25 protein-coding genes are annotated in these 26,400 nt (G+C 39.4%); 14 read left to right on the top strand and 11 right to left on the bottom strand.

Annotated features, from left to right (window positions below; all coding sequences use genetic code 11):
- The first annotated feature begins 262 nt into the window (after positions 1–262).
- Both H6G59_RS22130 and eno read left to right on the top strand, forming a co-directional pair.
- Complete coding sequence (locus tag H6G59_RS22130) at positions 263–1,144, top strand: N-acetylmuramoyl-L-alanine amidase (protein ID WP_190718525.1); 882 nt, start codon at positions 263–265, stop codon at positions 1,142–1,144.
- A 171-nt stretch (positions 1,145–1,315) separates the two neighbouring features.
- Positions 1,316–2,605, top strand: a complete 1,290-nt coding sequence (eno, locus tag H6G59_RS22125; protein WP_190718523.1) for a phosphopyruvate hydratase — start codon at positions 1,316–1,318, stop codon at positions 2,603–2,605.
- 80 nt (positions 2,606–2,685) lie between these two features.
- Here eno and argC read toward each other — a convergent pair whose 3' ends face one another.
- Entirely contained in the window at positions 2,686–3,744 is a 1,059-nt protein-coding gene (gene argC / locus H6G59_RS22120) for an N-acetyl-gamma-glutamyl-phosphate reductase (RefSeq protein ID WP_127053621.1), read from the bottom strand.
- A 271-nt stretch (positions 3,745–4,015) separates the two neighbouring features.
- Between argC and ribBA the strand changes: the two genes are divergently transcribed.
- From ribBA to H6G59_RS22105, 3 genes are all read left to right on the top strand, one after another.
- The gene (gene ribBA / locus H6G59_RS22115) at positions 4,016–5,689 is read left to right on the top strand and encodes a bifunctional 3,4-dihydroxy-2-butanone-4-phosphate synthase/GTP cyclohydrolase II (protein ID WP_190718503.1); all 1,674 of its coding nucleotides are present in this window, start codon (positions 4,016–4,018) and stop codon (positions 5,687–5,689) included.
- 450 nt (positions 5,690–6,139) lie between these two features.
- Positions 6,140–7,336 carry a site-2 protease family protein gene (locus H6G59_RS22110; RefSeq protein WP_190718500.1) on the top strand — a complete coding sequence of 399 codons (1,197 nt, stop codon included), beginning with the start codon at positions 6,140–6,142 and terminating at the stop codon, positions 7,334–7,336.
- 21 nt (positions 7,337–7,357) lie between these two features.
- On the top strand, positions 7,358–7,789 hold the full coding sequence (locus H6G59_RS22105) for a nucleoside deaminase (RefSeq protein WP_127053618.1): 432 nt from the start codon (positions 7,358–7,360) through the stop codon (positions 7,787–7,789).
- Positions 7,790–7,796: 7 nt separating this feature from the next.
- On the opposite strand, the gene rbsK is transcribed toward H6G59_RS22105, so the two are convergent.
- The 3 genes from rbsK to folB form a co-directional block, all read right to left on the bottom strand.
- Positions 7,797–8,723: a ribokinase gene (rbsK, locus tag H6G59_RS22100; protein WP_190718496.1), complete on the bottom strand. Its 927-nt coding sequence runs from the start codon at positions 8,721–8,723 to the stop codon at positions 7,797–7,799.
- 175 nt (positions 8,724–8,898) lie between these two features.
- Positions 8,899–9,456, bottom strand: a complete 558-nt coding sequence (locus H6G59_RS22095) for a sugar O-acetyltransferase (protein WP_190718494.1) — start codon at positions 9,454–9,456, stop codon at positions 8,899–8,901.
- A 10-nt stretch (positions 9,457–9,466) separates the two neighbouring features.
- The gene (gene folB, locus H6G59_RS22090) at positions 9,467–9,832 is read right to left on the bottom strand and encodes a dihydroneopterin aldolase (protein ID WP_190718491.1); all 366 of its coding nucleotides are present in this window, start codon (positions 9,830–9,832) and stop codon (positions 9,467–9,469) included.
- Between the two features lie 61 nt (positions 9,833–9,893).
- Here folB and menD point away from each other — a divergent pair, with 61 nt between their 5' ends.
- A complete protein-coding gene (menD, locus tag H6G59_RS22085) occupies positions 9,894–11,615 on the top strand; it encodes a 2-succinyl-5-enolpyruvyl-6-hydroxy-3-cyclohexene-1-carboxylic-acid synthase (RefSeq protein WP_190718489.1) in 1,722 nt (573 codons plus the stop codon).
- On the opposite strand, the gene H6G59_RS22080 is transcribed toward menD, so the two are convergent.
- The 3 genes from H6G59_RS22080 to H6G59_RS22070 all read right to left on the bottom strand — a co-directional run bounded on the left by H6G59_RS22080 (position 11,612) and on the right by H6G59_RS22070 (position 12,910).
- On the bottom strand, positions 11,612–11,893 hold the full coding sequence (locus tag H6G59_RS22080; RefSeq protein ID WP_190718484.1) for a hypothetical protein: 282 nt from the start codon (positions 11,891–11,893) through the stop codon (positions 11,612–11,614). The two genes, menD and H6G59_RS22080, sit on opposite strands and share 4 nt — an antisense overlap.
- A gap of 110 nt (positions 11,894–12,003) precedes the next feature.
- Complete coding sequence (locus H6G59_RS22075; protein WP_190718480.1) at positions 12,004–12,618, bottom strand: hypothetical protein; 615 nt, start codon at positions 12,616–12,618, stop codon at positions 12,004–12,006.
- Complete coding sequence (locus H6G59_RS22070; RefSeq protein WP_190718478.1) at positions 12,563–12,910, bottom strand: hypothetical protein; 348 nt, start codon at positions 12,908–12,910, stop codon at positions 12,563–12,565. Before H6G59_RS22070 ends, H6G59_RS22075 begins: the two co-directional genes overlap by 56 nt.
- Before the next feature lie 255 nt (positions 12,911–13,165).
- Between H6G59_RS22070 and menB the strand changes: the two genes are divergently transcribed.
- Positions 13,166–13,999 carry a 1,4-dihydroxy-2-naphthoyl-CoA synthase gene (menB, locus tag H6G59_RS22065; protein ID WP_190718475.1) on the top strand — a complete coding sequence of 278 codons (834 nt, stop codon included), beginning with the start codon at positions 13,166–13,168 and terminating at the stop codon, positions 13,997–13,999.
- Positions 14,000–14,208: 209 nt separating this feature from the next.
- On the opposite strand, the gene H6G59_RS22060 is transcribed toward menB, so the two are convergent.
- Positions 14,209–14,523: a hypothetical protein gene (locus H6G59_RS22060; protein ID WP_190718471.1), complete on the bottom strand. Its 315-nt coding sequence runs from the start codon at positions 14,521–14,523 to the stop codon at positions 14,209–14,211.
- 465 nt (positions 14,524–14,988) lie between these two features.
- Positions 14,989–15,528 (bottom strand): DciA family protein, encoded by a 540-nt coding sequence (locus tag H6G59_RS22055; RefSeq protein ID WP_190718467.1) that lies wholly within the window; start codon positions 15,526–15,528, stop codon positions 14,989–14,991.
- An 81-nt stretch (positions 15,529–15,609) separates the two neighbouring features.
- Here H6G59_RS22055 and H6G59_RS22050 point away from each other — a divergent pair, with 81 nt between their 5' ends.
- The 7 genes from H6G59_RS22050 (at position 15,610) to uvrC (ending at position 24,443) form a co-directional block, all read left to right on the top strand.
- Entirely contained in the window at positions 15,610–16,788 is a 1,179-nt protein-coding gene (locus H6G59_RS22050; protein WP_190718464.1) for a hypothetical protein, read from the top strand.
- A 132-nt stretch (positions 16,789–16,920) separates the two neighbouring features.
- Positions 16,921–17,748, top strand: a complete 828-nt coding sequence (locus H6G59_RS22045) for a PspA/IM30 family protein (RefSeq protein ID WP_190718461.1) — start codon at positions 16,921–16,923, stop codon at positions 17,746–17,748.
- A gap of 86 nt (positions 17,749–17,834) precedes the next feature.
- Positions 17,835–18,626: a PspA/IM30 family protein gene (locus H6G59_RS22040; RefSeq protein WP_190718458.1), complete on the top strand. Its 792-nt coding sequence runs from the start codon at positions 17,835–17,837 to the stop codon at positions 18,624–18,626.
- A gap of 259 nt (positions 18,627–18,885) precedes the next feature.
- The gene (locus H6G59_RS22035; protein ID WP_190718455.1) at positions 18,886–19,221 is read left to right on the top strand and encodes a thioredoxin family protein; all 336 of its coding nucleotides are present in this window, start codon (positions 18,886–18,888) and stop codon (positions 19,219–19,221) included.
- A gap of 287 nt (positions 19,222–19,508) precedes the next feature.
- The gene (locus tag H6G59_RS22030) at positions 19,509–20,759 is read left to right on the top strand and encodes an LL-diaminopimelate aminotransferase (RefSeq protein WP_190718575.1); all 1,251 of its coding nucleotides are present in this window, start codon (positions 19,509–19,511) and stop codon (positions 20,757–20,759) included.
- A gap of 502 nt (positions 20,760–21,261) precedes the next feature.
- A complete protein-coding gene (locus tag H6G59_RS22025) occupies positions 21,262–22,452 on the top strand; it encodes an NF038130 family PEP-CTERM protein (RefSeq protein ID WP_190718452.1) in 1,191 nt (396 codons plus the stop codon).
- A 113-nt stretch (positions 22,453–22,565) separates the two neighbouring features.
- Positions 22,566–24,443: an excinuclease ABC subunit UvrC gene (gene uvrC, locus H6G59_RS22020; protein WP_190718449.1), complete on the top strand. Its 1,878-nt coding sequence runs from the start codon at positions 22,566–22,568 to the stop codon at positions 24,441–24,443.
- Between the two features lie 22 nt (positions 24,444–24,465).
- Here uvrC and H6G59_RS27470 read toward each other — a convergent pair whose 3' ends face one another.
- Entirely contained in the window at positions 24,466–24,945 is a 480-nt protein-coding gene (locus H6G59_RS27470; protein ID WP_190718446.1) for a hypothetical protein, read from the bottom strand.
- A gap of 143 nt (positions 24,946–25,088) precedes the next feature.
- Positions 25,089–26,138, bottom strand: coding sequence for a DNA cytosine methyltransferase (locus H6G59_RS27465; protein ID WP_190718443.1), 1,050 nt, complete (start codon positions 26,136–26,138; stop codon positions 25,089–25,091).
- Positions 26,139–26,400: the final 262 nt, after the last annotated feature.

Genomic DNA, 26,400 nt, shown 5'->3' with positions numbered 1-26,400 from the left:
ACTAGATTTAGTTTATTTTTTTCCAAAGTTTAGATGGTTTTAGACAGGTTTTAAAGAAAATAAGTATTTTAATTCTGGAGATTGCTTTTAACCAGCCGTTTTTAAGTGGCTGTGTTTTGTATCTACAATATTGTGAATGCTAAAATGATCCTCAAGACAGGTTGAAAAAGTTATTGGAACTACATTTAGTATACTAGTATCCTTTTTTCCTGAGCAGTAAAATCATAATATCAATGTTAGCCATATTACTAGTATTACATATATGAGATTTAGGGATTGGGCGACTAGAGTAATGTTAATCTTTTTCATGTTTGCGGCGCTGATTTTGGCAGTGTTTATCGGTGGTGCAAGACAGATGAAAAATCATAACGCTGCTTCAAATCCAGCAGTTACAACTTGGAGTCAATATCCACAGGCACAACTACAATCGACCATAACTACCGAAGAGAAAAAAGTAAATTTACCTAAATCCCCAGTCAAAACCAATAAAACCAATAAAATTAATCTTAAATATGCAACTACGGCGGCTTTTGCCAAATATAGACCTAATCTTGCCAAAGCTGAAGTGCATTCTAGCAATTATGGCGATCGCTTTGCTACAGATGTTAACGGTGTAGTTTTCAACAACCAACCGATTATTGTCATTCACGAAACTAGCAATTCTGCTTCTAGCGCGATTAATTTTTTTCAAACACCCCATGATGATGAAAATGTACAAGCGAGTTATCACGCTTTAATTACCCTAGATGGAACGGTGGTTTATCTTGTTCCACCAGAAAAACGCGCTTTTGGTGCGGGTAATTCTGTTTTTGAGGGTGTTAATGGTTTGGAAACTGTGCAGACTAACTCCACTTTACCCCCATCTGTGAATAATTTTGCTTATCATGTGTCTTTAGAAACCCCTGCCGATGCTTGGGGTCAAAATGATATCCAGGGTCATAGTGGTTATACAAATGCTCAATATAACTCTTTGGCTTGGTTGATTGCTCAAAGTCAAGTTCCAGATGATAGAATTACCACCCATCGGGCTGTTGACCGTTCTGGACAAAGAGCAGATCCAAAGAGTTTTGATTTTGATAAGTTTTTTAATTTACTTCATAGCTATCGTCAGCTAAGAACAGTTGATACTGCAAGAACTAATTAGCATCCCAAAATTAAACATTACCAAGTAGACTAACTCCAACCCTTCTCTATTGGAAATCTTCTTTAATGTCAGCCGATTTCGCTCCAGAAACGCCTATGCTAACGATTGGGTTAGGACTAAACTGTAAAGTCTTATCCCTTAAGCACCATAGAAACGAAGGACAAAACACGAATGACTGCATTTCTAGATACTTCTATTGAAGCAATTGTATCCCGCGAAATCCTTGACTCACGGGGAAAACCAACAGTGGAAGCGGAAGTACATTTGGCTAATGGGGTTGTGGGACTGGCTCAAGTTCCCAGTGGTGCGTCTACTGGCACATTTGAGGCTCATGAATTGCGGGATGACGATAAAAGCCGCTATGGAGGTAAAGGGGTACTCAAGGCGGTGCAGAACGTCAATGAGGTACTAGCACCAAAATTGTTAGGTTTGGATGCCCTCAACCAAGAAGCCTTAGACAGGACAATGATTGCTTTGGATGGTTCACCTAACAAAGCCAATGTAGGTGCAAATGCAATTTTGGCTGTTTCCCTGGCTGCTGCAAAAGCTAGTGCTGAGTCTTTGGACATTCCCCTATATCGCTATTTAGGCAGTCCTTTATCAAATTTGCTACCTGTTCCCTTGATGAATGTGATCAATGGTGGGGCGCACGCATCTAATAACGTTGATTTTCAGGAGTTTATGATTGTACCTATTGGCGCTCCTTCCTTCAAGGAAGCTTTGCGCTGGGGTGCAGAAGTATTTGCAACTCTCAGCAAGGTTTTGGATGAAAAAGGCTTGCTGACTGGTGTAGGTGATGAAGGTGGTTTTGCACCTAATCTCGAATCTAACCAAGTGGCTTTAGAATTGCTGGTAGCGGCGATTAAAAAAGCTGGTTATAAGCCAGGAGAAGAAGTGGCTTTGGCTTTGGATGTGGCTGCGAGTGAGTTTTACAAAAATGGGCAGTATGTCTATGATGGTAAACCCCATGCACCAAGCGAGTTTGTTGATTATTTAGGACAATTGGTTGACGAATATCCCATTGTGTCAATTGAAGACGGTTTGCATGAGGAAGATTGGCAAAATTGGCAATTGCTGACTCAGAAATTAGGCTCAAAAGTGCAGTTAGTGGGCGATGATTTATTTGTTACAAATGCTACTCGCTTACAAAAAGGCATTGAGCAAAAAGCAGGTAACTCGATTTTGATTAAATTGAATCAAATTGGTTCACTGACTGAGACTTTGGAAACTATAGATTTGGCAAATCGCCACGGTTTCCGGTCAGTAATTAGCCATCGTTCCGGCGAAACTGAGGATACCACTATTGCCGATTTGGCTGTGGCTACTCGTGCAGGTCAAATTAAAACCGGTTCTCTCTGTCGTAGTGAACGGGTAGCAAAATACAATCGCTTACTCCGTATTGAGCATGAATTAGGCGATCGCGCTGTTTATGCTGGTACTGTCGGTTTGGGACCAAAGTAGGTAATTGGTAATTGGTAATTGGTAATTGGTAATTGGAAAAACTTCTACCCATTACCTATCACCCATTACCCATTACCAAATTAAGGATAAAATCCGACTTTGGGCAACCCCAAGGTTTCATCCCAGCCCAGCATCAGGTTCATACACTGGATTGCTTGTCCAGCTTGACCTTTAATTAAGTTATCAATGGCTGACATGACAATCACCCGGCCTGTGCGGGGATCAACTTCTATGCCGATATAACAATTGTTGCTACCACAAGCCCATTTTGTTTGGGGGTATGTGCCGCTATTACAGATTTTTACCCAAGGGGAATTACGATAAAAAGCTGTAAAAATTGTGATTAAGTCGTCACGGACTAAACCAGGGTCGCGCAGTGTGGCGTATACGGTTGCCAAAATCCCCCGCACCATAGGGATGAGATGAGGTGTAAATTGGATTGTGACTTCGTGTCCTGCCAATTCGCTGCAAATTTGCTCAATTTCTGGGGTGTGACGGTGACGGGCAACGTTATAGGCTCCCAGAGAGTTATCTGCTTCGGCTAATAAGAGATTAACTTTGGCTTGTCTGCCGCCGCCAGATGTTCCAGATTTAGCATCAATAATGGCTGTTTCTGGAACTATTAAACCCTGTTTTAAAAGTGGAGAAAGTGCGAGGAGGCTGGCTGTGGGATAGCAACCGGGACAACCGATGAGTTGAGCTTCCAAAATGCGATCGCGGTACAATTCCGGTAAACCATAAACTGCTGTAGCGGCAACGGTGCGATCGCTTCTTTGTGTACCATACCAATTTGTATAAGTTGTCAAGTCACTGAATCTATAATCTGCACTCAGATCCAGTACTTTACATCCTTTTTCTAGTAGTTGAGGTGTGATTTGGCAGGCTAGTCCGTTGGGTAAAGAAAGAAACACTACTTCACAACGACTGGCAATAATTTCTGGATCTACAGCCTCAATTGGTAAGTTAACTATATTACCTAGATGTGGATAAATATCAGCAAAGGATTTACCCGCGCTGCTTTCACCACCTAAATACACCAGTTCAACTTCTGGATGATCCATCAGTAGTCTAACTAGTTGGACTCCGCCATAGCCTGACGCGCCAACAATCCCAACTGGTACGCGTCTGAAATTACCCATGTGATGAAATCCTTATCTACTTTTGTTAATTTGTTCTCAGCTATCCACAATATCAGCGACTAGATGGGAAATACGCAAAACAGGTGATTGAGAAAATTATTTGCCCAACTCCCCATAGCCTCAGTCTCCATTCCATTGCTGCATTTTTAGTAGCAGAAATTTTTGTCATTTTATCGAATGATTGCTAGTCTACTTCTGTATCCGATAAAGAAGCTACAATTTAAAATAAGAAATTGTTAAAAAAATTTACGTTGGTAGCTGGAAATTTTCTGTGTTACAGCCTAAGACTAGCCAAGCTTTTGAATTCGATTCCATAGATGCCGCTTTGGCAGACCTCAAAGCAGGACGCTCCATTGTGGTAGTGGATGATGAAAATAGAGAAAATGAAGGCGATTTAATTTGTGCCGCCCAATTTGCCACCCCCGATATGATCAATTTTATGGCTGTGGAAGCCAGAGGACTGATTTGTCTGGCAATGACAGGCGATCGCTTGGATGAACTAGATTTACCATTGATGGTTAGTACTCTGACAGATACTAACCAAACTGCCTTCACTGTCAGCATTGACGCAGGACCTCATTTAGGTGTCTCTACGGGCATTTCCGCCGAAGACCGCGCCCGCACTATCCAAGTGGCTCTCAACCCAGCCACAAAACCTGAAGAGTTACGCCGTCCTGGTCATATTTTCCCACTTCGGGCTAGGGCTGGAGGTGTACTTAAACGGGCTGGACATACGGAAGCAGCCGTGGATTTAGCTCGATTAGCTGGATTGTACCCAGCTGGGGTTATTTGTGAAATTCAAAACCCTGATGGTTCTATGGCGCGATTAACGCAGTTAGTACAATATGCTCAAAATCATCAGCTAAAAATTATTAGCATCGCCGATTTAATCAGTTATCGTCTCCAAAATGATCGCTTGGTATATCGAGAAATCGTTACTAGGCTACCCAGCCAATTTGGTCAATTTGATATTTATGGCTATCGCCACACCCTAGATAATACAGAACACGTAGCTATTGTCAAGGGCGATCCTGCAAATTTTAAAGATGAGCCTGTGATGGTGCGAATGCACTCAGAATGTTTAACAGGTGATGCTTTGGGTTCTTTGCGCTGCGACTGTCGAATGCAGTTGGAAGCCGCATTGAAAATGATTGAGTCTGTCGGTCAAGGTGTCGTTGTTTACCTACGGCAAGAAGGTCGGGGTATTGGCTTGATTAATAAACTCAAAGCCTACTCGTTACAGGATATGGGACTAGATACAGTGGAAGCAAATGAGCGTTTGGGATTCCCCGCTGACTTGCGAGACTACGGTATGGGGGCGCAAATGCTAATGGATTTGGGCATTAAAAAGATTCGCCTTGTTACCAACAACCCCCGTAAAATTGCTGGTGTTAAAGGCTATGGATTGGAAGTAGTAGATCGTGTGCCTTTGTTAATTGAGGCTAATGATTACAATTCCTATTACCTGGAAACAAAGGCGAAAAAGCTAGGGCATATGCTGTTACAAAGTTATCTTGTAACTGTGGCTATTCACTGGCAAGATGACCCGCAATTGGTGACACAACGCTATGAACGCTTAGAAAAATTACGCTACTTAGTCAATAACCATGATTTGTTATTACAGGAAGAAGCACGTCCGGTAGGAATTGCTCTGTTTGATAAGCCATCTTTAACTGTACATTTGGGTTTTGACCAAGCGAATGTAGCTGAATCTGATTGGTATCAACAAAGCGGTCATCCTTATCTGCAAGCAATCTGTAAAATTCTGGATGAATTAGTAAATTTACCTTATGTCCAGAAATTGGAATTTCTCATTTCTTCAGGTAGTGATCCGCTGAGTAATTTGCAAGTGCAGTTAGATCGACAAATATTTACTGCCGATCTCCTACCTTCGTCATTGAAGGAAAACTTAGAGACACAGCACATTTACAGTTTTAATAAGTAACGTTTTGTTTAAGTAGGTTGGCGTTAAAAATTGTCGTTATGACAAGGGAACAGGGAACAGAGAAAAGGTTTTGGGCAACTTTACTTTTCGTTACATATTACTCTTCGAGAAGCCGCTCCGCGTCTACGGTTTTTTTCCGTTCACCTACTTACTCATTTTTAATCTATTTCCTGGGGACACAGAAATGCTGTGTCTCTTTTACCAGACGCGGGGACGCGGGGACGCGGGGACGGGGAGACGGGGAGACGGGGAGATGGGGAGATGGGGAGATGGGGAGATGGGGAGATGGGGAGACGCGGGGAAAATTAAGAATTCCCTGTTCCCTGTTCCCTAAAACTAGAAAACTTTGTACCTCACGAGCATGGGAACTACTATAAATTATCGTTACTTAATATAGTTTGATTTATTTGTGTCTACCTACTTAAAAATAGATAATACGAGGAAAAAATAATGCAAACTAATTGGAAAATTGGCTCTTTGTTTGGTATTCCTCTGTTTTTAGACCCGTTGTGGTTTGTAATTTTGGGGTTAGCAACCCTAAATTTTGGAGTGGCTTATCAACGATGGGGTACTGTCACAGGTTGGAGTGCTGGACTAGTGATGGCACTGCTATTATTTACTTCTGTGTTATTGCATGAGTTGGGACACAGCTTAGTAGCACAGTCTCAAGGGATTAAAGTTAATTCGATTACGTTGTTTTTTTTCGGTGGGATTGCAGCAATAGAGGAAGAATCGAAAACTCCAGGAAAAGCATTTCAAGTAGCGATCGCAGGCCCTGCGGTTAGTGTAGTCCTGTTTTTGCTGCTACGTCTAGCTTCTAACGTGATTCCTGATACCACACCGCTGAGTGTAATGGTGAGAGATTTAGCGAGAATTAACTTAGTTGTCGCTTTATTTAACTTAATTCCCGGTTTACCGTTGGATGGTGGACAGGTATTAAAAGCAGCACTATGGAAAATCACAGGCGATCGCTTTCAAGCCGTACATTGGGCAGCAAGGTGCGGACAGATTTTAGGTTATAGTGCGATCGCTTTAGGATTTGCCATAGATTTCTTCAGCAGAGAATTACTCACAGGTTTATGGATTGTACTCTTGGGTTGGTTTGGAATTCGTAACGCCAACAGTTATGACCGTGTAACCACATTACAAGAAACCTTACTCAAACTAGTAGCTGCTGATGCCATGACCCGTGATTTTCGGGTAGTAGACGCTGACCAAACATTAAGAGAGTTTGCTGATTTGTACCTTTTAGAAACAGCCTCCTCACAAGTTTATTTTGCCGCTGCTGATGGACGTTACCGGGGAATGGTGACAGTTGATGATTTGCGGACAACGGAAAGAAGTCAGTGGGAAACCCAAACACTGCAAAGCATTGTTCATCCCCTGACAACAATACCCACCGTTACAGAACCAACTTCCTTAGCCCAAGTAATTAACAAACTAGAAAACGAACAGCTACCCCGAATTACTGTTCTCTCTCCCGCAGGTACTGTAGCTGGCATCATTGACCGAGGAGATGTAGTCAAGTGTGCCGCACAAAAATTAAATTTGCCAATCACCGAAGCTGAAATCAAGCGGATTAAAGAAGAAGGTAGTTTTCCACCAGGATTACAACTGGGAATAATAGCGAAGTCAACCACAAATTAAACGAGAAAGGAGAATTTACAAATGGACGAATTTATGCAAGCTGCCATTACAGAAGCAAAACAAGGTAGACAAGAAGGAGGAATTCCCATTGGTTCCATTCTAGTTAAGGATGGTAAAATTCTCGGCAGAGGACACAACAAACGCGTACAAGATGGCGATCCTGTCACCCATGCTGAAATTGATTGTCTTCGCAATGCTGGCAGAATTGGCAGCTACAGAGGGACAACATTATATTCAACATTAATGCCATGCTATTTGTGTGCTGGTGCTGTGGTGCAGTTTGGCATTAAAAAAGTAATTGCTGGCGAATCAAAAACCTTTCCTGGTGCGAAAGAGTTTATGGTTTCTCATGGTGTGGAAGTAATAGATTTGAATTTGCATGAATGCGAACAAATGATGAGTGAATTTATTCAAGAAAAACCAGAATTATGGAATGAAGATATTGGTAAATAAACATATTTCATAAAATGCCTTTGTCTTGCAAGAAAGTATCAAAATTCCCCCTCTCAGGAAGCGATGCTTGCGCGCCTCTTTTTGTAGCTGCTAAAGCACCTGCTGCTGCACCCCAAACTACTGCTTTTCGTAAAGGCAGTTTTTGAAAAAGTGCTGCTGCTAAACCACCATTAAAAGCATCACCGGCGGCAACGGTATCAACTGCATGAACTGGGAAAGCAGGTGTAAAGAAAGCTTCTTCAGCATTGGCACAATAAACACCTTTTGCACCCAATTTTATCACTGCACATTTTACTCCTCGTTGCAATAAAATACCTGCGGCTTTTGCGGCTGTTTCCTCTCCATCGATAGAAAAACCCACCAACTGTTCTGCTTCTATTTCATTAGGTGTGATAATATCAATTAAGGGGTAAAGTTCATCTGGTAAATGGGTTTGTGCTGGTGCAGGATCGAGAATGACACTAATATTTGCATTTTTCGCCGCTTTGGCAGCAGCAACTACTGTATTAATGGGAATTTCTAATTGTAAAAGTATTGCGTTTGCTTCTGGTAATAAATGGGATAATCTTTCTACATCTTCATCATTTACACGCCCATTTGCACCGGGAATAATAATAATTTGATTTTCTCCACTATTATCAACCGTGATAATAGCAACTCCCGAATTAACGTTATTATCTATGAATAGATTTGCAGTTTTTACACCTGATGATTGCAAATTTTCAATTAATTCTACACCGAAAGTATCCCCGCCTACACGTCCTACTATATGGGTAGGAATTCCCAATTTTGCCAGTGCTACGGCTTGATTTGCACCTTTACCTCCCGGTGTCTTAAAAAAATCTTTTCCCGTTAGTGTTTCTCCGGGAACTGGTAAGCGCGGTGTTGTGACTACTAAGTCTAAATTAATACTGCCAAATACGATAATGTTCATGATAATGGTTTAATTGGCAAAATTATTAGTACATAGTTACTAAGGTATGGTACTCTAGTATTAATGATAGATTGCTGTCAGTACGCGTTCTGTGAAATTTCCCTCAGTTGGTCGCTGGGGGATTTTTATCGAATAGAATTCAGGAGTGAGGAGGAAGAATTAGAAGCATTAACTGCTATAAATGGCGAATAATGTGGCAAGGATTACCCGCAGCGATGACATTTGCTGGTATATCTTTAATTACTACACTACCTGCCCCAATGGTAGTATTATCACCAATGGTCACACCTGGACAAATAATTACACCACCACCTATCCAGACATTGTTACCAATTTTAATTGGTGCAGCTAGTTCTCTACCCGTTAGCCGAGTTTCTGGGTCTGTGGGATGATAAGCTGTGTAAATCTGCACGTAAGGAGCAATTAACACATTTTCGCCAATATAAACGTTATGACAATCTAAAATTACACAACCATAGTTTATGTATAAGTTATTGCCAGCGTAAATATTACTGCCATAGTCGCAGTGGAAAGGTGGAACAATTTTGATTTTTTCTCCTATTTCCCCAAACAAGTCTTGTAAAATTTGCTGTCGCTGCTGTTGCTGTTCTGCGGTTGTTGAGTTATAGATTTGCAGTAGATGACTAGCACGCTGACTTTCAGCAACTAATTCCGGATCTTCTGATAAATATAACTCCCCTGCCAGCATTTTTTGTTTTTCTGTTTTTTCCATGACAGGGTATTTAATTAGACTTGCTTCGTGTTAACTCAATGCTAATTTTGCCACTAAAGTCAGGAATAGGTGCAGCGGGTTTACTGAGAATAACTTGTACTTGATTAATACCACCGCTATCTTCTAAAATACCATCTGCGATCGCACCTGCTAATCTCTCTACCAAGGCAAATTTTGAGGTTTTGACTAAATTTTGAATTAAACTAATTGTGCGACGATAATCTATTGTATCTTCAATATTATCTGTTTGAGCAGGTTGGGAAAGATCCAACCATAATTTGACATCTACCTCAAACCATTGTCCTAATACCTGTTCTTCTGGTAAAAACCCAGTATAGCCGTAGCAGCGAATTCCTGTTAAATGGATACAGTCCATAAAATAATAATAGGTGAGGAGAAAGGTGATAATTTTACCTAACTACCCATTATCTAATTAAATGCAACTTACTTTTAATAATCTTAATCAACTTTGGTCTTATGTATTAACGGAAACCCTCAAACGCTTGGGTTTAAATTGTGCTGTTATTTGTCCTGGTTCTCGTTCTACACCCTTAACTTTCGCATTTGTCCAACAAACACCCGAAATTGAAGCTATTTCCATTTTAGATGAACGTTCTGCGGCTTTTTTCGCATTGGGACAAGCCAAAGCAACAGCAAAACCTGTAGTATTAGTTTGTACTTCGGGAACAGCGGGAGCAAATTTTTACCCTGCGGTAATTGAAGCTAGAGAAAGTCGTGTACCTTTATTAATTTTAACCACCGATAGACCAGCAGAATTACGAGATTGTCATTCTGGCCAAACTATCGACCAAGTAAAATTATACGGTAATTATCCCAATTGGCAAACTGAGTTAGCCACACCCGTTGCTGACGTGGAAATGTTAAGTTATCTCAGACAAACGGTAATTTATGCTTGGGAACGTTGTCAATTTCCCAAGGAGGGAGTCGTGCATCTAAATATACCATTTCGTGATCCGCTGGCACCAATTCCGAATGGTATAAATTTTACCTTAGATGTTGAAGATTTCTTTTCAGGAATAGTCTCGACTCCATTACCAATTACCCATTACCAATTACCGATTACCCATAACCAAAAAGGTATTATTATTGCTGGTGTAGCCCAACCAAAAGCACCTGAAGAATATTGTAGAGCGATCGCACAACTTTCTCAATCTCTCCAATGGCCTGTTTTAGCTGAAGGACTTTCCCCAGTTAGAAATTACGCAGATTTAAATCCTTATTTAATTTCTACCTACGACATCATTTTACGTAATCAGCAACTTGCTCAAGAATTAACACCAGAAATGGTAATTCAAATCGGAGAAATGCCTACAAGTAAAGAATTGCGTAATTGGTTAATTGCGACTAAACCTCAACGTTGGATAATTGATAGTTGCGATCAAAATTTAGATCCTTTACATGGAAAAACAAGACATTTAAGGACATCTATAGAGTATTTAAAGACTGAAAATTGGAAACCAGAAAATGGGAACTTAGAATATTTGCAAAAATGGTGTGATCTAGAAGTAAAACTTAGAAAAAATATTGATGTTAATTTTGGAAAGATGGAGGAATTAATTGAAAGTAAAGCTGCTTGGTTAATTTCGCAAATTCTCCCACCGGAAACACAGCTATTTATTGCTAATAGTATGCCTGTGCGGGATGTGGAATTTTTCTGGAAACCAAATAATTTAAGAATTAAACCTTATTTTAATCGCGGTGCAAATGGTATTGATGGTACACTATCCACCGCTTTAGGAATAGCACATCATCAAAAAAGTAGTGTCATGTTAACAGGAGATTTAGCTCTGTTACATGATACAAACGGACTTTTAATTAGAAATAAAATTATTGGACATCTGACAATTATCTTAATTAATAACAATGGTGGCGGGATATTTGAAATGTTACCAGTTGCCAATTTTGATCCACCTTTTGAAGAATTTTTTGCCACTCCCCAAAATATTGATTTTGCTCAGTTATGCGCTACATATGGTGTGCAGCATGAGTTAATTAGTTCTTGGGATGATTTGCAGGAAAGGTTGAAGGTTTTACCAAATACAGGAATTCGGGTTTTAGAAATTAGGACAAATCGGAAGAGGGATGCTATGTGGAGGAAGGAGAATTTAGGGAAGTTTGCAGTGGATATTGGGTTTTAACTATTGCTTTGTGAAAAAGTAGCTCTTTTCAACAACTCACAAAAAGCTTTATCTGCCTGATATTGTAAATTATTTTTTGACTTTATGGAGACAATAATAAGACTTTTCTCACGATTAACTTTAAAAACTGTCATTCTTAAACACAATTTTGTTTCTTCATTTACCTGCAAAAGATAGCCATTTACCAAAACCTTACCGATTTTAGAAATGGGATCTTTCCAAAGAAAGAATATATGCAAGGGCTTTATCAAAATTTTTGGTACTAAAACAGCTTTCAATTAAAACACCAGCATAAATATTCATAAATATTTCGGCAAATCAGTCAAAAAAATATGCTAGACAATATGCTTATTATTAGTATGAAAGTTGATTTCATGATGATTATGAATTATTGGTCTAATAAATTACTTTTATGTTTATACTTTTTCTTTTCCAATAAAATAGCTTTTTGTTTTTTATAAAAATGGCTTTTTTGTTCTTTACTTCGGATTTCTACTTCTTTGAACCAGGAATGTTGTTTCAGCATTAAACCTTTGAGATAGCAATTTTTATCACCACATTCATGTTTTGAATAAATGCCAAAATTGCGGTGCTTAATACGTTTATATTTCAATATTTGGGACTGGTTTTCAAATATTTTATGCCATAAAGCCTGTATATCACCTGCTGTTAAATCTTGCCCAATTGTTTGCAAATTAAAAAAAGTATGAGGATCTTTAACTTGCAAAAAATTATAAAAGTTCCCAAATTTTTCTTTTGCTAAATCTCTAACTTCAATTTTTTGCTCAATATCTAATTTTTCATTCTCCAAAATAGAACGAAATAAACCCAATGTATTAAAATCAGTGTACTTTTGATGATGATTTAAAACACACAACAGTTCAGAATAAGAGAGTTGATTTATTTTTTTATTAATTTTCACTTTTGTATTGATAAATATCTTAGCGTTAATACATTTCTTCCATCCAATTTCTTTGGCGGTTTTTAAATTTATTAATAACACTTCTGTTAAAATTTAAAGCAATATTTAAATATGGGAATTGCCAGTAATTATCTAAAACAACAGCTAAATCAAGCATTCCATAAACTATACTAAAAATAGGTTGTGGATGGTCTTCATTATACCCTTGTTTGAAATTCAACAAACCGTTATTATTCAACTCTGTATAGACAGGTTCAATGATTTGACAACGAAAACTTACTTCATTTTCATTCACCTCTATTGCAAATACTTTTACATACAGAAGCATATCGACGCATTTATAAATGGCTTCTTTGCTTTCGTAATCGAGCATTTTAACTAATTTGGGGTGTATCATTTTTTGTAAATCACAAGGCTTGATATTTTCAAATATTAAACTTTCTATAATTCTGGTTATTTTTTAGGCTTTAACTATTCTTGCCATAAAAATTATATTCTACTCCATTGACTTATCACAGGAATAAATAATCAAAAATTACCGTTTGTCTCTTTTCTCAAAAGTATAAGTTGCAAATTTGACCCTTATCCGCGATAAAATTTTCAAGCACAATCAACCCACTGTATAACCATGCAAATCGACTGGAAAACCGTCAAAACCTACGAAGACATCCTCTATCAAAAAAGCGACGGTATCGCCAAAATTACCATCAACCGTCCCCACAAACGTAACGCTTTCCGTCCTAAAACCGTATTTGAACTATACGAAGCCTTTTGGGATGCCCGTGAAGATACCAGCATTGGTGTAGTTCTATTTACGGGTGCTGGCCCCCACACAGATGGTAAGTATGCTTTCTGTTCAGGAGGTGATCAAAGTGTACGCGGACAAGCCGGTTATGTAGATGACTCAGGCATTCCTCGCTTAAACGTCTTGGATTTACAGCGTCTGATTCGTTCCATGCCGAAAGTAGTTATTGCCCTAGTAGCTGGTTATGCTATTGGTGGAGGTCACGTTTTACATTTAATCTGTGACTTGACTATTGCCGCCGATAACGCCATTTTTGGACAAACAGGCCCCAAAGTTGGCAGTTTTGACGGTGGTTTTGGTGCAAGTTATCTAGCCAGAATCGTCGGACAAAAAAAAGCCAGAGAAATTTGGTTTCTGTGCCGTCAATATAATGCCGAACAAGCTTTAGAAATGGGTTTAGTTAATACCGTCGTTCCTGTAGAACAACTAGAAACCGAAGGTATACAATGGGCGCAAGAAATTTTAGAAAAAAGCCCCATTGCTATTCGTTGTCTCAAATCAGCATTTAACGCTGACTGTGACGGACAAGCTGGTTTACAAGAACTTGCCGGTAATGCCACCTTGCTCTATTACATGACAGCAGAAGGAGCAGAAGGAAAACAAGCATTTTTAGAAAAACGTCCTCCGAATTTTCGGGATTTTCCTTGGTTGCCTTAAATATTGTTTAAAATCGCACCTGACTACAAGGTGCGACATTTGTTGATATTAACTTTGACCAATAATTCCTTGATAGTACAGAGCAAGCAGATTTATCCATGGAATCAATCCAAAATCCCAAATCCTGTTAGAGGATGACCGAATCAAAATTTTAAAATCAAATATTATGTGTAAGCGGACAAAAAATTTATTACAGTAATTATGGGTAATTAAATGAGGATTACATTGGCTGTCACCTCTTGTGTTGAACAAGTAGGTGCTACTTCTACCGGAGGAAGTGCAAGATTGTCTAAATCTGAATTTATGGTGTGAGAAGCAGATATAACTGGTTGTGCTACCGGTAAACTCCAAGCATCTTCTAAAGTTTCCCAAGAAGGAGCAAACGCGGGTAGAGCTAAAGGACACGCTTTCCAAGTTGCTTGCACTGGTGCGCCTAACTGTTGACACATTCCACCGCGACGACCCTCTGGCTGGTAATGACGGCAATATCGACAGGCAGATGTTAAATGTTTAATAGGTTTCATTTGGGTTCATCTTTAGTGTCATTTAGGGCTAACTTTCACACTTAATATTTTCCTTCTATTACAAAACGGGGATCAAAGCCGACAAGTGATTATTTTATCTGGGTTCCAGCCATTTTTGTAGGTAAATAAACTTTAGGATGTCTTTAGAATCTTGTCATATTTGTAAATGATTATGGGAGTGTTCACATACAAAGGTTTAACTAAAACTGATTGGGGATCAAGCCTAAAACTCTAATTTTACATTTCCCTAGGATTTTCAACTCATCCTTGAGACAGACTAAAATCACTTTATATGACCTAAATTAGTATTTATCCTTTCACAGGGATAGATATAGTAGCAGATAATTTTAGTCTGTTCGCAAAAAATGCATGAATTTGTCCTAATGTCCTAAAACCTATTTAACCTAAGAGGACGCTCCAGAGTGGGAGACGCGGCGACGCGGAGAGATTATCCCCGTGTCTTCTTCAAGACTGCTGGGCAGCACAGAGAGAACAAACACCCCAGCGCTGGAGTTCACCAGGTGGAGTGGGACATTGACAATGAGGACAAAGGGGCAAACCAAGCGATCGCTCTTGCTTCACCCTAGCCCAATCCTCAAAAGCAGCACTAGCATTGTTAACAGCGGTTTTAACCTCAAAATCACCCTTTCTCGCCCCTAAATAACTGGGATGTTCTTGTGGTGTCACAGTCTGTGGTTTTGGCGTTATCGGCGAGATCTTCCACTCAGCAGTAGAGAAGCGAATATCAATCAAAGGCGTAGATAGCTTTTGATTTAATTTCAAAAGTATAGTTTTGCGTCCAAAAGTCAAATTCTGCGCCCAAGCAGCACTAGCAGTTGCCACCCACAAAACATCACGTTGAATTGACAAAGGGCGAGTTTGGGCAGCAACCACAGTACCAACTACTTCTCCCCAACATTTGAGCAAAAGTTGAAACGGTTGCTGTTGCCATTTGGCTTCTTGTTCCAGAATGCCTAAAATACTATTAACTGATTTCAACGACATTGTTCAACAGAGCAAAAATTTAGCTTAATTGTAAAATCAACTAAAATTCATCCAGCAGTCTTCGTTTCAGGCACAGTGGCAATGAGTCAAAATCCCATCATCGATTCCGGCACTCAATCGTCTAAAACACCAGGCTTAAAGCCTGCACTAGCTTTATCACTGGCTAGTTTAGAAGTGCAGCTAGATCAAGAATTAACCAGATACCGACGCACACGTAATGCATTGAGGCAGCCGAAAGCATTTAGTACAGAAAGTTATAGTCCTAACCAACCCCAACAGTTAAAGGGTATGACTGCCACAGTGGGAAACACTCAGCCATCTGTAGCCGAAGTCAACACTAACGCAATTTCTTGGGAAAAACCAGCAATGGAAGACACCCCGGAGCAAAATCATCTCCAGATGTCCTCCACTCCAGAGTCTATCAAACCACCAACTCCACCAGCGCCAAAATCCCTCAGCAGTGGTAGTATAGTCCCCACCAAAATTCAGGCTGCTGAAAGCGAAAATATACTACCCACAGAAGATCCTCCCCAACACCCAGATGACTATTTAGAATCCAGTGAAGCGCTGCTGCGGAGTCTGAAAGAAAAACCACCACAACCCAAGAAATCTAGTACTGCCAGCGACAGTCTGCTGTCACCTTTGGGTATTGGTTCTATGTTGCTGCTATTATTAGCCAGCCTGATGTTAGGCTATGTAGTCCTGAATCCCAAAACTTGGCCATTGAATAAAGGTAAATTTACTAATAACAGTTCTTTACCATCTGCTCAAAACCCTCAAGAAATTAATAATGCCCAACCTGTAGCAGTTCCAGAAATCACCCCCATACCTAAATATCCCGATTTAGCTGCCCGTGAGTTTCCCAAGGTGAGAGATCCTAATGATGTTGTGGCTTTAAAACCTAAAGTTCAATTAACTCCGACAATAATACCTAAACCTATCACTATCCAACCATCCCTAAAACCAGTTCCCCCCCTCACTTCAGTTCCTCTTGTCACACCAATACCTGAGATTCAGAAACCGGAAACCTTACCAACGCCAACTGGAGAAATTAAACCGTCAGCGGATGGATTTTATTATGTAGTAATTGATAATAAAGGAGATGGTGCCTTAGCTAAGGCGCGGCAAGTTGTTGCTGATGCTTATTTATCTCCTAACCAAAAGTACATTTATCTAGGTGCATTGAAGACCAAAGATGAAGTAAAACTCAGGTTGCAGCAGCTACAGGCAAAAGGAATTCAAGCCCGCATACAGCAATGACCGAAGAGGACGCTCCAGAGTGGGAGACGCGGAGATGGGGAGACGCGGTGACGCGGAGAGATTATCCCCGTGTCTTCTTCAATTGAGGGAGTTTTCTAGCAGCTGGCAAAAAGTGAATGGAGCAAAGCCAAGATGAAAGTGATGAAGCGTATCCTGCGGGTGATTAATGCTAATTTCAATAGTTTGGTAAGCAGTACAGAAGATCCAGAAAAAATTCTGGAACAAACCTTTCTGAAGATGCAGGAAAATTTGGTGCAATTACGGCAAGGTGTAGCAGGGGCGATCGCTACCCAAAAACGCACCGAACGCCAAGCCGCAGCAGCCCAATCCCAAGCCGAAGAATGGTATCGCCGCGCCCAAATAGCGCTGCAACAGGGTAGCGAACATCTAGCACGGCAAGCTCTCACTAAACGCCAAGCTTACCAAGAAACTGCTACAGCCCTGTTTAACCAAATAGAGCAGCAAAAAAATGTGGTGGGCAAGCTTAAACAAGATATGCGGACGATGGAGTTGAAAATTGTTGAGATAAAAACTAAAAAAGATATGTATATTGCTCGCGCTCGTTCTGCTGAGGCATCGTATAAACTTCAGGAAATGCTCAACGAAGTTTCTGCTACAGCAAGCATGGGTACATTCGAGCGAATGGAAGAAAAAGTTTTACAGATGGAAGCGCAAGCTGAAGTAATTGGTCAACTTAGTGGTGACGATCTGGAAACAAGATTTGCTAAGTTGAAATCTATGAATAACATTGATGCTGAACTGGCAGTAATGAAAACTCAGATTTTAAGTGATATAAACAACACAGAAGCAGAGAATAGCTTGCCAGAAAGTAACTCCAGTCAGGTGCTGACACACCAACAGCAGTTACCCAAACCAGAGGGAGTTGTAAATTTGGAAGTTAATGTGGCTGATTCATCGCATCATGATTCAGAATGGAGAGAGAATACCAAGCCAAACTGAAAAGATTAAATTGAAATAGGTAGCTATTAAACAGTAAAAAAGCTAATTGTCCAACAAAGCGCGTAAACCTCAAAAGGAAAAAAGTTATGGGATTATTTGATCGCCTTAAACGAGTAGTTGGTGCTAATGTTAACGATTTAATCAGTAAAGCCGAAGACCCAGAAAAAATGCTAGAACAAGCCCTCCTGGAAATGCAGGAAGACTTGGTACAGTTGCGTCAGGGCGTTGCTCAAGCGATCGCAGCCCAAAAACGCACTGAGAAACAGTACAATGATGGCCAAAATGAAATCAATAAATGGCAACGCAACGCCCAACTAGCTCTACAAAAAGGTGATGAAAACCTAGCACGCCAAGCTTTGGAGCGCAAAAAGACCTATACAGAAACTAGTACCGCTCTCAAAGCCAGTCTTGATCAGCAAGTTACTCAGGTAGATACCCTCAAACGCAATTTAATCCAGTTAGAGAGCAAAATTTCGGAAGCTAAGACCAAGAAAGAAATGCTCAAGGCTCGGATTACTACCGCTAAAGCCCAAGAGCAACTCCAAAGCATGGTCAGTGGTTTGAACACCAGTAGTGCCATGTCTGCCTTTGAGCGCATGGAAGAAAAAGTCATGCTCCAGGAAGCCCGCGCTCAGTCTATGGGAGAGTTGGCAAGTGCAGATTTAGAAACCCAATTTGCAAAATTAGAATCTGGTAGTGATGTAGATGATGAATTGGCAGCTTTAAAAGCATCCTTAGCTCCTGCCCCTGAGCCAAAATTACTAACCCCAGAACAACCAAATACCGCATCCCCAGCACAACCAACAAGTACAGCTAAACCTCCTGAACCTGTTGATCGTGATTTGGAAGCCCTTCGCAAGCAATTAGATCAACTGTAACCTTTGCAGAAACATCATTGGAGAGAATCCCACACCTCTTGGTTGTGGGATTTTGTTTCCTTGGTAATTGTTAATTGGTGATTGGTGATTGGTAATATCATGTCCGCATAATCACTTGCGATATAACTTGTGTGTGCAGAAATCCGAAAATTCTTCTCCCTCTGCTCTCTATTCCCTGTTAAGAGTTCCCTGTTCCCTCTGATTGGGATAAAGTGTTCTGTGTGTCAACTTTGATCAATGCCGCCTAATGGAGACTGTCATGAGTACGGGTGTAATCACTATCACTGATGCCGAATTTGAAACCGAAGTGTTGCAGGCCGAGCAGCCTGTATTAGTTTACTTTTGGGCTTCCTGGTGTGGGCCTTGTCAATTGATGTCACCAGTGATTAACTATGCTGCGACTAAATATAGCGATCGCTTGAAAATCGTAAAAATGGAAATTGACCCTAATCCCTTAACTGTCAAACAGTTCCAGGTGGAAGGTGTCCCCGCTCTCAGATTAGTGAAAGGAGATCAACTATTAGAATCAACTGAGGGAGTGATTAGTAAAGATAAATTACTCAGTCTTCTAGATCCGCATTTAAATAAGAATTAGTCGATGGTCAGGGGTCACTCGATTTTGGATTTACGATTTTGGATTTTGGATTGACTCCACCCTCAAGTGTAGAGCTTGAAAATTTTGGATTTTGGATTTACGTTAGCGAAGCCTACGCAGCGCAGCGAGTATTTTGCCGTCCTCAAGGACGGGGAACCTATACCCAATTTTTTTTAATCTAAAATCTAAAATCTAAAATCTAAAATCTAAAATTCCTGGTCAGTAGTCTTTAGCGAAGACAAAACTTAGCAACTGACTAATGACCAATGACTAATGACCAATGACTAATAACTAAAATGCAATTTGCAAAGCGTTTACAACCCCTACAATCTAATGTATTTGCCGATATGGACAGAGCCAAAGCTGCGGCTGTGGCTGCTGGAAGAGAATTAATTGATTTGTCTTTGGGATCTTCGGATTTACCAGCCCAGAATCATGTAATTGAAGCGATCGCTAAATCTCTCTATGACCCCAGTACTCACGGCTATTTGCTGTTTCGCGGTACGCAAGGATTTCGCCAAGCCGCAGCCCAATGGTATGAACAAAAATTTGGTGTTGCAGTAAATCCCGAAACTGAGGTTTTACCCCTAATTGGTTCTCAGGAAGGAACAGCCCATTTACCTTTAGCTATCCTCAATCCCGGCGATTTTGCTCTATTATTAGATCCAGGATATCCTTCTCATATGGGGGGAGTTTATTTAGCTAGTGGGCAAATTTACCCAATGCCATTAAAGGCAGAAAATAATTTTTTACCCGTGTTGGCTGATATCCCCGCTTCAGTTTTGGCTCAGTCGCGGTTGATGGTGTTGAGTTATCCCCACAATCCTACCAGTGCGATCGCTCCTTTATCGTTTTTCCAAGAAGCTGTAGCTTTTTGTCAGCAACACAATATTGTTCTTGTTCACGATTTCCCCTACGTCGATTTAGTTTTTGCTGAGAATGGGCAAAGTTCTCACCAATCACCAATCACCAATTACCAATTACCAATTACCAATTCCCCAGTTCCTTCAATTTTGCAAGCTGATCCAGAAAAAAGCGTCTCAATTGAATTTTTTACCCTGTCCAAGTCGTACAATATGGGTGGTTTCCGCATTGGTTATGCGATCGGTAATGCAGAACTTATTCAAGCTTTAAGGCAAGTAAAAGCTGCCGTTGATTTTAATCAGTATTTAGGAATATTAAACGGTGCGATCGCAGCACTCACAGGAAATCAAGATAGTGTCAAAGCTGCCGTTGATACATTCCGTCAGCGTCGAGATGCTTTCATTAATGCCTTAAACCACATTGGTTGGAACGTCCCTACACCCGAAGCCACAATGTACATTTGGGCAAAATTACCTACACAATGGAGTAATAATTCCATTGAATTTTGTACAGAGTTAGTTAAACAAACTGGTGTTGCTGCTTCCCCTGGTGCTGGCTTTGGTAAATCTGGTGAAGGTTATGTTCGCTTTGCATTGGTACAAGAACCAAAAGTCTTAGAAACTGCTGTCGAGAAAATAGCTGAATTTCTTAATTCAGGAGTGTTTCCGCTTTAGCAACAATGGTATAAATTTAAATTTTTTTACTCAGTTATACTCAACACGGCTTAATTATTTGATTCTGTAGGTAGGGGTTTAGCACTGGCTTTACCGCTACAAATCTCAACCGTGTTTAGTATAAAACCTTATAAATGCTGTTATGCCAATGTATAGCAACGGACAGGGCGGTTAGGACACCAACTGATTATAAAACCTAGACACCAAAAGACTTTTCAGACTGTCAAGAGTCACTTCCTGTCAGCTACTATAATTTCAAGAAAGTTAAGTCATGTCAGTAATTAAACGTAGAGAATTACGGAAACATTCTTCGTCTTTTCATTGAAAAAATACAGTATCTTTATCTAATCAGCTGCGAGATTCTCGTAAGATAGATTTGTGTGTTCAGCTACTAAATCGGGAATAGCACTGCTGCTTGATCCCAACCCTATTAATAAAACACCAATATACTTGGTTAACTCGGCTCAAACATAGACACAGTATTAAACACAACTCTAAAAAAATGAAAAACACTTTTGGGAAATTGTTAGTTGGTGCGTCAATGGCTATTGGTTTCGGTGCAGCTGCTGCTAACCCAGCACAAGCTGTATCCTTTAGTTACAACAACCCCAATCAAATTAAAACCTACACAGGTGGGTCAAATGGAGTTTTCATCCCCAATAATACCGCAGCAGCTACCAATGCTTTAACTGATGGTGATGTCACCTCCAACGTGGAACTTTGGTATTCTGACGAAAATCCTACAGCCAATGTTGGCTTTACCGCTACACAAGGAGCATATAGCGCTACCGTCACCAGTGTTACAGCTAGTGACTGGAATTCTTTTGGTTCTCAATGGTTAGGTGATTTATTAAGTACATATACACCATTTCAATCCGTATGGAATAGTTTTTCGGCAAATACCAAATCATTAGTTACAGGTTATTTTCCTCTATTGGGCATGGGAGATCCTAACATTGGTAATTTTGCATTCGGTCAAAATGGCGGTGTAGAACTGAAATTGATTGGTCACTTGGATGTGAAATCCAAACTATCGACTACCATTTCTACTAAAGCTACTGAATCATGGAATGGAGTGAAATCACAACTTTCAAGTATTCCAACTATTCCAACTCTTCCCAGTGTTCCAAGTGTTCCAGCACTTTCAACCCTTTCAACACAATTTTCAGCACTTTCTACATTGCTTTCAACACTTTCAACTCAAGCGAGTGTACCAACCGTTTCACAAATTACAGACCTGAGTTCAAAAATTGTCGCACTTCCAGGTCAGATTGCACAACTTACAGCGATTAAAAATTCTCTTCCTGCATCTACGTTGAAAAACCAACTGACAACGGCAATAAATAACCTAAATACTCTAAACTCAACCCTGCAAGCTCAAACAACCCAATTGACATCTTTCAAGGACGTACTGACTTTACAAACTACCTTAAACGGATACCAAGGTCCACTCCAAGCCAGTGAAATTGCTAAGGTTGTGACTGGTGGTCAAACTCACTATGCTTACAGTTTTAATCCCACGGCATCTGGAATTACAGCTTCTGATGACGGCGTATCTTACAACGCAATTTATACCTGGAATACACCTGGATACGAAGCAGCGGCAGTACCAGAACCTTCTGCTATCTTTGGTGTTCTTGGTGTCGCTGGTATCTTAGCTGCAAAACGCAAGTTGAAAAAAGTATCTGGTTAAGATGGAGATTTTATTAATCCAGAGAGGGAGCGATTAGCTCCTTTTTTTTATCTTCAACAGAATTTTCATTAAAATGGAGAAGGGTATATTTGTAAAATTACCTAACTTTAACCGTGACTTTATCTGCTCAAACTCTACCACTAGTTAAAAATCCCGAAAGGCTGGAAAACCGTCTTGGAGAAATTCCCGCTGAACCGGGGGTTTATTTGATGCGAGATGGGAGCGATCGCATAATCTATATAGGTAAATCTCGAAAATTGCGATCGCGTGTCCGTTCCTATTTCCGTGACTCCACCAACAAGACGGAACGCATCAACACAATGGTGAAGCTGGTGACAGAGATTGAATTTATTGTCACCGACACCGAAGTAGAAGCTTTAGCGCTAGAAGCCAATTTAATTAAACAGCATCAGCCATACTTTAACGTCCTACTCAAGGATGATAAAAAATACCCTTATCTCTGCATCACTTGGTCAGAAGACTATCCGCGTATTTTCATTACCCGCAAACGTCAATTAGGAAAAGCCAAAGATAAATATTACGGGCCTTATACAGATTCTGGTTTATTACGGGAAGTTGTTCATTTATGTAAACGCATTTTTCCCCTCAGACAAAGACCCCAACCTCTATTTAAAGACCGTCCTTGTTTAAATTATGATATTGGTCGCTGTCCTGGTGTCTGTCAAAAATTAGTTTCTTCAGAAGAATATGGAAAAATTGTCCAAAAGGTAGCAATGGTATTTCAAGGAAGAACTCAGGAACTAATTGATATTTTGACAGCACAAATGGAAACTGCTGCGGAAGAATTGAATTTTGAAACAGCAGCGCGAATTCGTGATCAAATTACTGGTTTAAAATCTCTGAATGCACAGCAAAAAGTATCCTTACCTGATGATACTGTATCACGGGATGCCATTGCTTTAGCTACAGATGACCAACACGCCCATATTCAATTATTCCAAATTCGTGCAGGTCAGTTAGTGGGACGTTTAGCATTTATGGCTGATGCTCATCCTGAACCTGGAGCTATTTTACAACGAGTTTTAGAAGAACATTACCAAACTGCGGAAAATGTAGAAATTCCTAGTGAAATTTTGGTACAACATGATTTACCAGATGGGGAAATATTGGCAGATGTTTTGACTGAACGCAAAGGTAGAAAAGTGACAATTTTAGCTCCTTTGCGACAAACGAAGGCAGAATTAATAGAGATGGTGGAAAGAAACGCCCAATATGAATTACAGAGAAGCCAAAAATTGGGTGCAGTTAATCAACAATCTCTAGAAGATTTAGCTGCTATTCTTGATTTACCAGATTTACCCCATCGCATCGAAGGTTATGATATTTCTCATATTCAAGGTTCTAATGCGGTAGCTTCTCAAGTTGTGTTTATTGATGGTTTACCTGCTAAACAATATTACCGTCATTACAAAATTAAAAATCCCGATATTACTATCGGACATTCAGATGATTTTGCTAGTTTAGCGGAAGTTATTAATAGGCGTTTTCGTAAATATCTTGAAAATCCCCAATTATCACGAGTGGGTAATTCTGACTGGCCTGATTTAATTATGATTGATGGTGGTAAAGGTCAGTTATCTGCGGTGGTTGGTATTTTGCAAGAAATGGATTTATTGTCAGATTTGCGCGTTGTGAGTTTAGCAAAAAAACGAGAAGAAATCTTTTTACCAGACTCATCTCAACCTTTAAAAACAGAAGCAGAACAACCGGGAGTACAGTTGCTGCGACGCTTGCGAGATGAAGCACATAGGTTTGCTGTGAGTTTCCATCGTCAGCAAAGAAGTGATAAATTAAAGCGATCGCGTTTAGATGAAATTCCCGGTTTAGGAAATCATCGTCAAAAGTTGCTTTTAGCCCATTTTCGTTCTGTTGATTATATCCGTCAAGCGACACCTGCACAACTCGCTGAAGTTTCGGGAATTGGAACGCGTTTAGCACAAGATATTTATGATTATTTTCATCCAAGTTAAGGAATTTAACTTTATTTCTACTTTAATCATCAATCATTAATCTACCTAAAATTTCATTCCATTTTTCTTTGTGAATTTTTTGAATTTCAGTATCTGATTCAATTAATTTAGAATAAAGCTCAATAAAATCAGTGATAGACATGATTAACCTTAAATAATATTTAATCGTGGGGATAATTCCATTAACAATTACTTGACATCCATGTTCTGATGCCATTTCTTTAATAACTGCATTAAGCTGTTGTGCAGCTTCGGATTGTTTAACGTCTTTTGATGCAAAAATATAATATCTGCCAGGATTATATTTCAGAATTTTATCTTTAGCGCGATAAACAATTTGCAGAGTTATTTCTTGTCCATGTTTTATTTCTACAGCTTCAACAAGATGATTATTTTTATTAAAGATTTCAATATCTCCAGCAGTTTTAGAAGTTCTGTCTGAAGCTGTATGACTACCTAATCTTCCTAGTGTGCAGGAATTATACCTAGAAATTTCTCTCACTAAAATTTGATAAATAGCATAAAAAGCAATAACAGGTAATTTTGAGCCACCCTTAGTTTCATATTTATAATTAAAATGCTCTTCTAAAGCATTGATTAAACTTTTTATATCTAAGTTTTCAGGATTAGTTAATTTAATTATTTCTATTGTGATTTAAGGTGATATTCAGCCTTGAAATTGATTATTTCAGGTTGCATCTTACTATCAGTAAAAACTTGTTCTTTGATTTGATTAGCAAGTTCATACATAACTGGTATAGATACAGAATTACCTATTTGTTTATAACATTCTGCTAAATTATTGTGAGTTTTGAAATTATCAGGAAAACCCATAATTCCATAACACTCTCGCAGCGTTAATTTACGAACTGCATTTTCTTCTGGGATATAAATAAAAAATCTACCTGAAGTTTCTTGAGAAGGTATTGTTGGATGAACCCCTTCTATAGAATATATTCTATTAGGCTGATGATGAACCCTTGATAAATGTTCTGTGTTTGGCCTCACACCTGTTTTCCAGATACTTTTATTACGATATCCTACAAAAATTAAACCAGATGGTTGTTCTTTTGGATTATCTATCATTGTGTATTCTTGAGGGTTTAAATATTCAAATTCTCCAGAACTACACAAAAATTCTCTTAGCTTGGGAAACGGATGAGTTTTATTGAGAAGCCCAAAATCAAATTTTTTGTCTTTTGTGGCAACAAAGACTACTCTTTCTCTATTTTGTGGTAAACCAAAATCCTTAGAGTTAAGTATCTCGTAATTAACTATATAACCTATATCTTCCAAAGAATATAATATTACTTCTAATGTTTTACCTTGATCATGATGTAATATATGCTTAACATTTTCCAGGATAACTACAGGAGGTTTTATATATTCAATGATTTCACACATATGAAAAAATAAAGTTCCCCTAGTATCATGAAAGCCTTTTTTTCTACCACAGATACTAAAAGGCTGACAAGGAAAACCAGCCGTTAAAACATCGAAATAGGGTAGGTTTTTAAAATTAATTTTTCTGATATCGTCTTCGGGAATTTCTCCAAAATTATTAAAATAAACTTTTTGGCAAGCTTCATTAATTTCACATGAATATACGCAGTCATACCCGGCTTTTTCAAAGCCTAATCTAAAACCTCCAATACCTGCGAAGAGGTCAGCAAATTTGAGCCTAAATTTACCCATAAAAAATTAGTCAAATACTATTTGATACCAAATCAAGAGGTTCAATATTATAGCAAAATTTAGGACAACATCGTCAAAAGTTGCTTTTATTCCATTTTCGTTCTGTTGATTATATCCGTCAAGCGACACCGGCACAACTTGCTTAAGTTTCGGGAATTGGGACAAGTTTAGCACAAGATATTTATGATTATTTTCATCCGGTATAAAATTTCTCACATCTTTAAGAATTCGGGGATTGGTCGTCTACCAAATATTAATTAAA

Source organism: Anabaena lutea FACHB-196 (assembly GCF_014698305.1).
Lineage (GTDB): Bacteria > Cyanobacteriota > Cyanobacteriia > Cyanobacteriales > Nostocaceae > Anabaena > Anabaena lutea.
This window is presented reverse-complemented; position numbering and strand designations above follow the sequence as displayed.

Bases quoted from the DNA above. Each gene is read 5' to 3' on its own strand.
- H6G59_RS22130 (WP_190718525.1), top strand. From the start codon at position 263: ATGAGATTTAGGGATTGGGCGACTAGAGTAATGTTAATCTTTTTCATG.
- eno (WP_190718523.1), top strand. From the start codon at position 1,316: ATGACTGCATTTCTAGATACTTCTATTGAAGCAATTGTATCCCGCGAA.
- argC (WP_127053621.1), bottom strand. From the start codon at position 3,744: ATGGGTAATTTCAGACGCGTACCAGTTGGGATTGTTGGCGCGTCAGGC.
- H6G59_RS22110 (WP_190718500.1), top strand. From the start codon at position 6,140: ATGCAAACTAATTGGAAAATTGGCTCTTTGTTTGGTATTCCTCTGTTT.
- H6G59_RS22105 (WP_127053618.1), top strand. From the start codon at position 7,358: ATGGACGAATTTATGCAAGCTGCCATTACAGAAGCAAAACAAGGTAGA.
- rbsK (WP_190718496.1), bottom strand. From the start codon at position 8,723: ATGAACATTATCGTATTTGGCAGTATTAATTTAGACTTAGTAGTCACA.
- H6G59_RS22095 (WP_190718494.1), bottom strand. From the start codon at position 9,456: ATGGAAAAAACAGAAAAACAAAAAATGCTGGCAGGGGAGTTATATTTA.
- folB (WP_190718491.1), bottom strand. From the start codon at position 9,832: ATGGACTGTATCCATTTAACAGGAATTCGCTGCTACGGCTATACTGGG.
- menD (WP_190718489.1), top strand. From the start codon at position 9,894: ATGCAACTTACTTTTAATAATCTTAATCAACTTTGGTCTTATGTATTA.
- H6G59_RS22070 (WP_190718478.1), bottom strand. From the start codon at position 12,910: ATGCTCGATTACGAAAGCAAAGAAGCCATTTATAAATGCGTCGATATG.
- menB (WP_190718475.1), top strand. From the start codon at position 13,166: ATGCAAATCGACTGGAAAACCGTCAAAACCTACGAAGACATCCTCTAT.
- H6G59_RS22060 (WP_190718471.1), bottom strand. From the start codon at position 14,523: ATGAAACCTATTAAACATTTAACATCTGCCTGTCGATATTGCCGTCAT.
- H6G59_RS22055 (WP_190718467.1), bottom strand. From the start codon at position 15,528: ATGTCGTTGAAATCAGTTAATAGTATTTTAGGCATTCTGGAACAAGAA.
- H6G59_RS22050 (WP_190718464.1), top strand. From the start codon at position 15,610: ATGAGTCAAAATCCCATCATCGATTCCGGCACTCAATCGTCTAAAACA.
- H6G59_RS22045 (WP_190718461.1), top strand. From the start codon at position 16,921: ATGAAAGTGATGAAGCGTATCCTGCGGGTGATTAATGCTAATTTCAAT.
- H6G59_RS22040 (WP_190718458.1), top strand. From the start codon at position 17,835: ATGGGATTATTTGATCGCCTTAAACGAGTAGTTGGTGCTAATGTTAAC.
- H6G59_RS22035 (WP_190718455.1), top strand. From the start codon at position 18,886: ATGAGTACGGGTGTAATCACTATCACTGATGCCGAATTTGAAACCGAA.
- H6G59_RS22025 (WP_190718452.1), top strand. From the start codon at position 21,262: ATGAAAAACACTTTTGGGAAATTGTTAGTTGGTGCGTCAATGGCTATT.
- H6G59_RS27465 (WP_190718443.1), bottom strand. From the start codon at position 26,138: ATGGGTAAATTTAGGCTCAAATTTGCTGACCTCTTCGCAGGTATTGGA.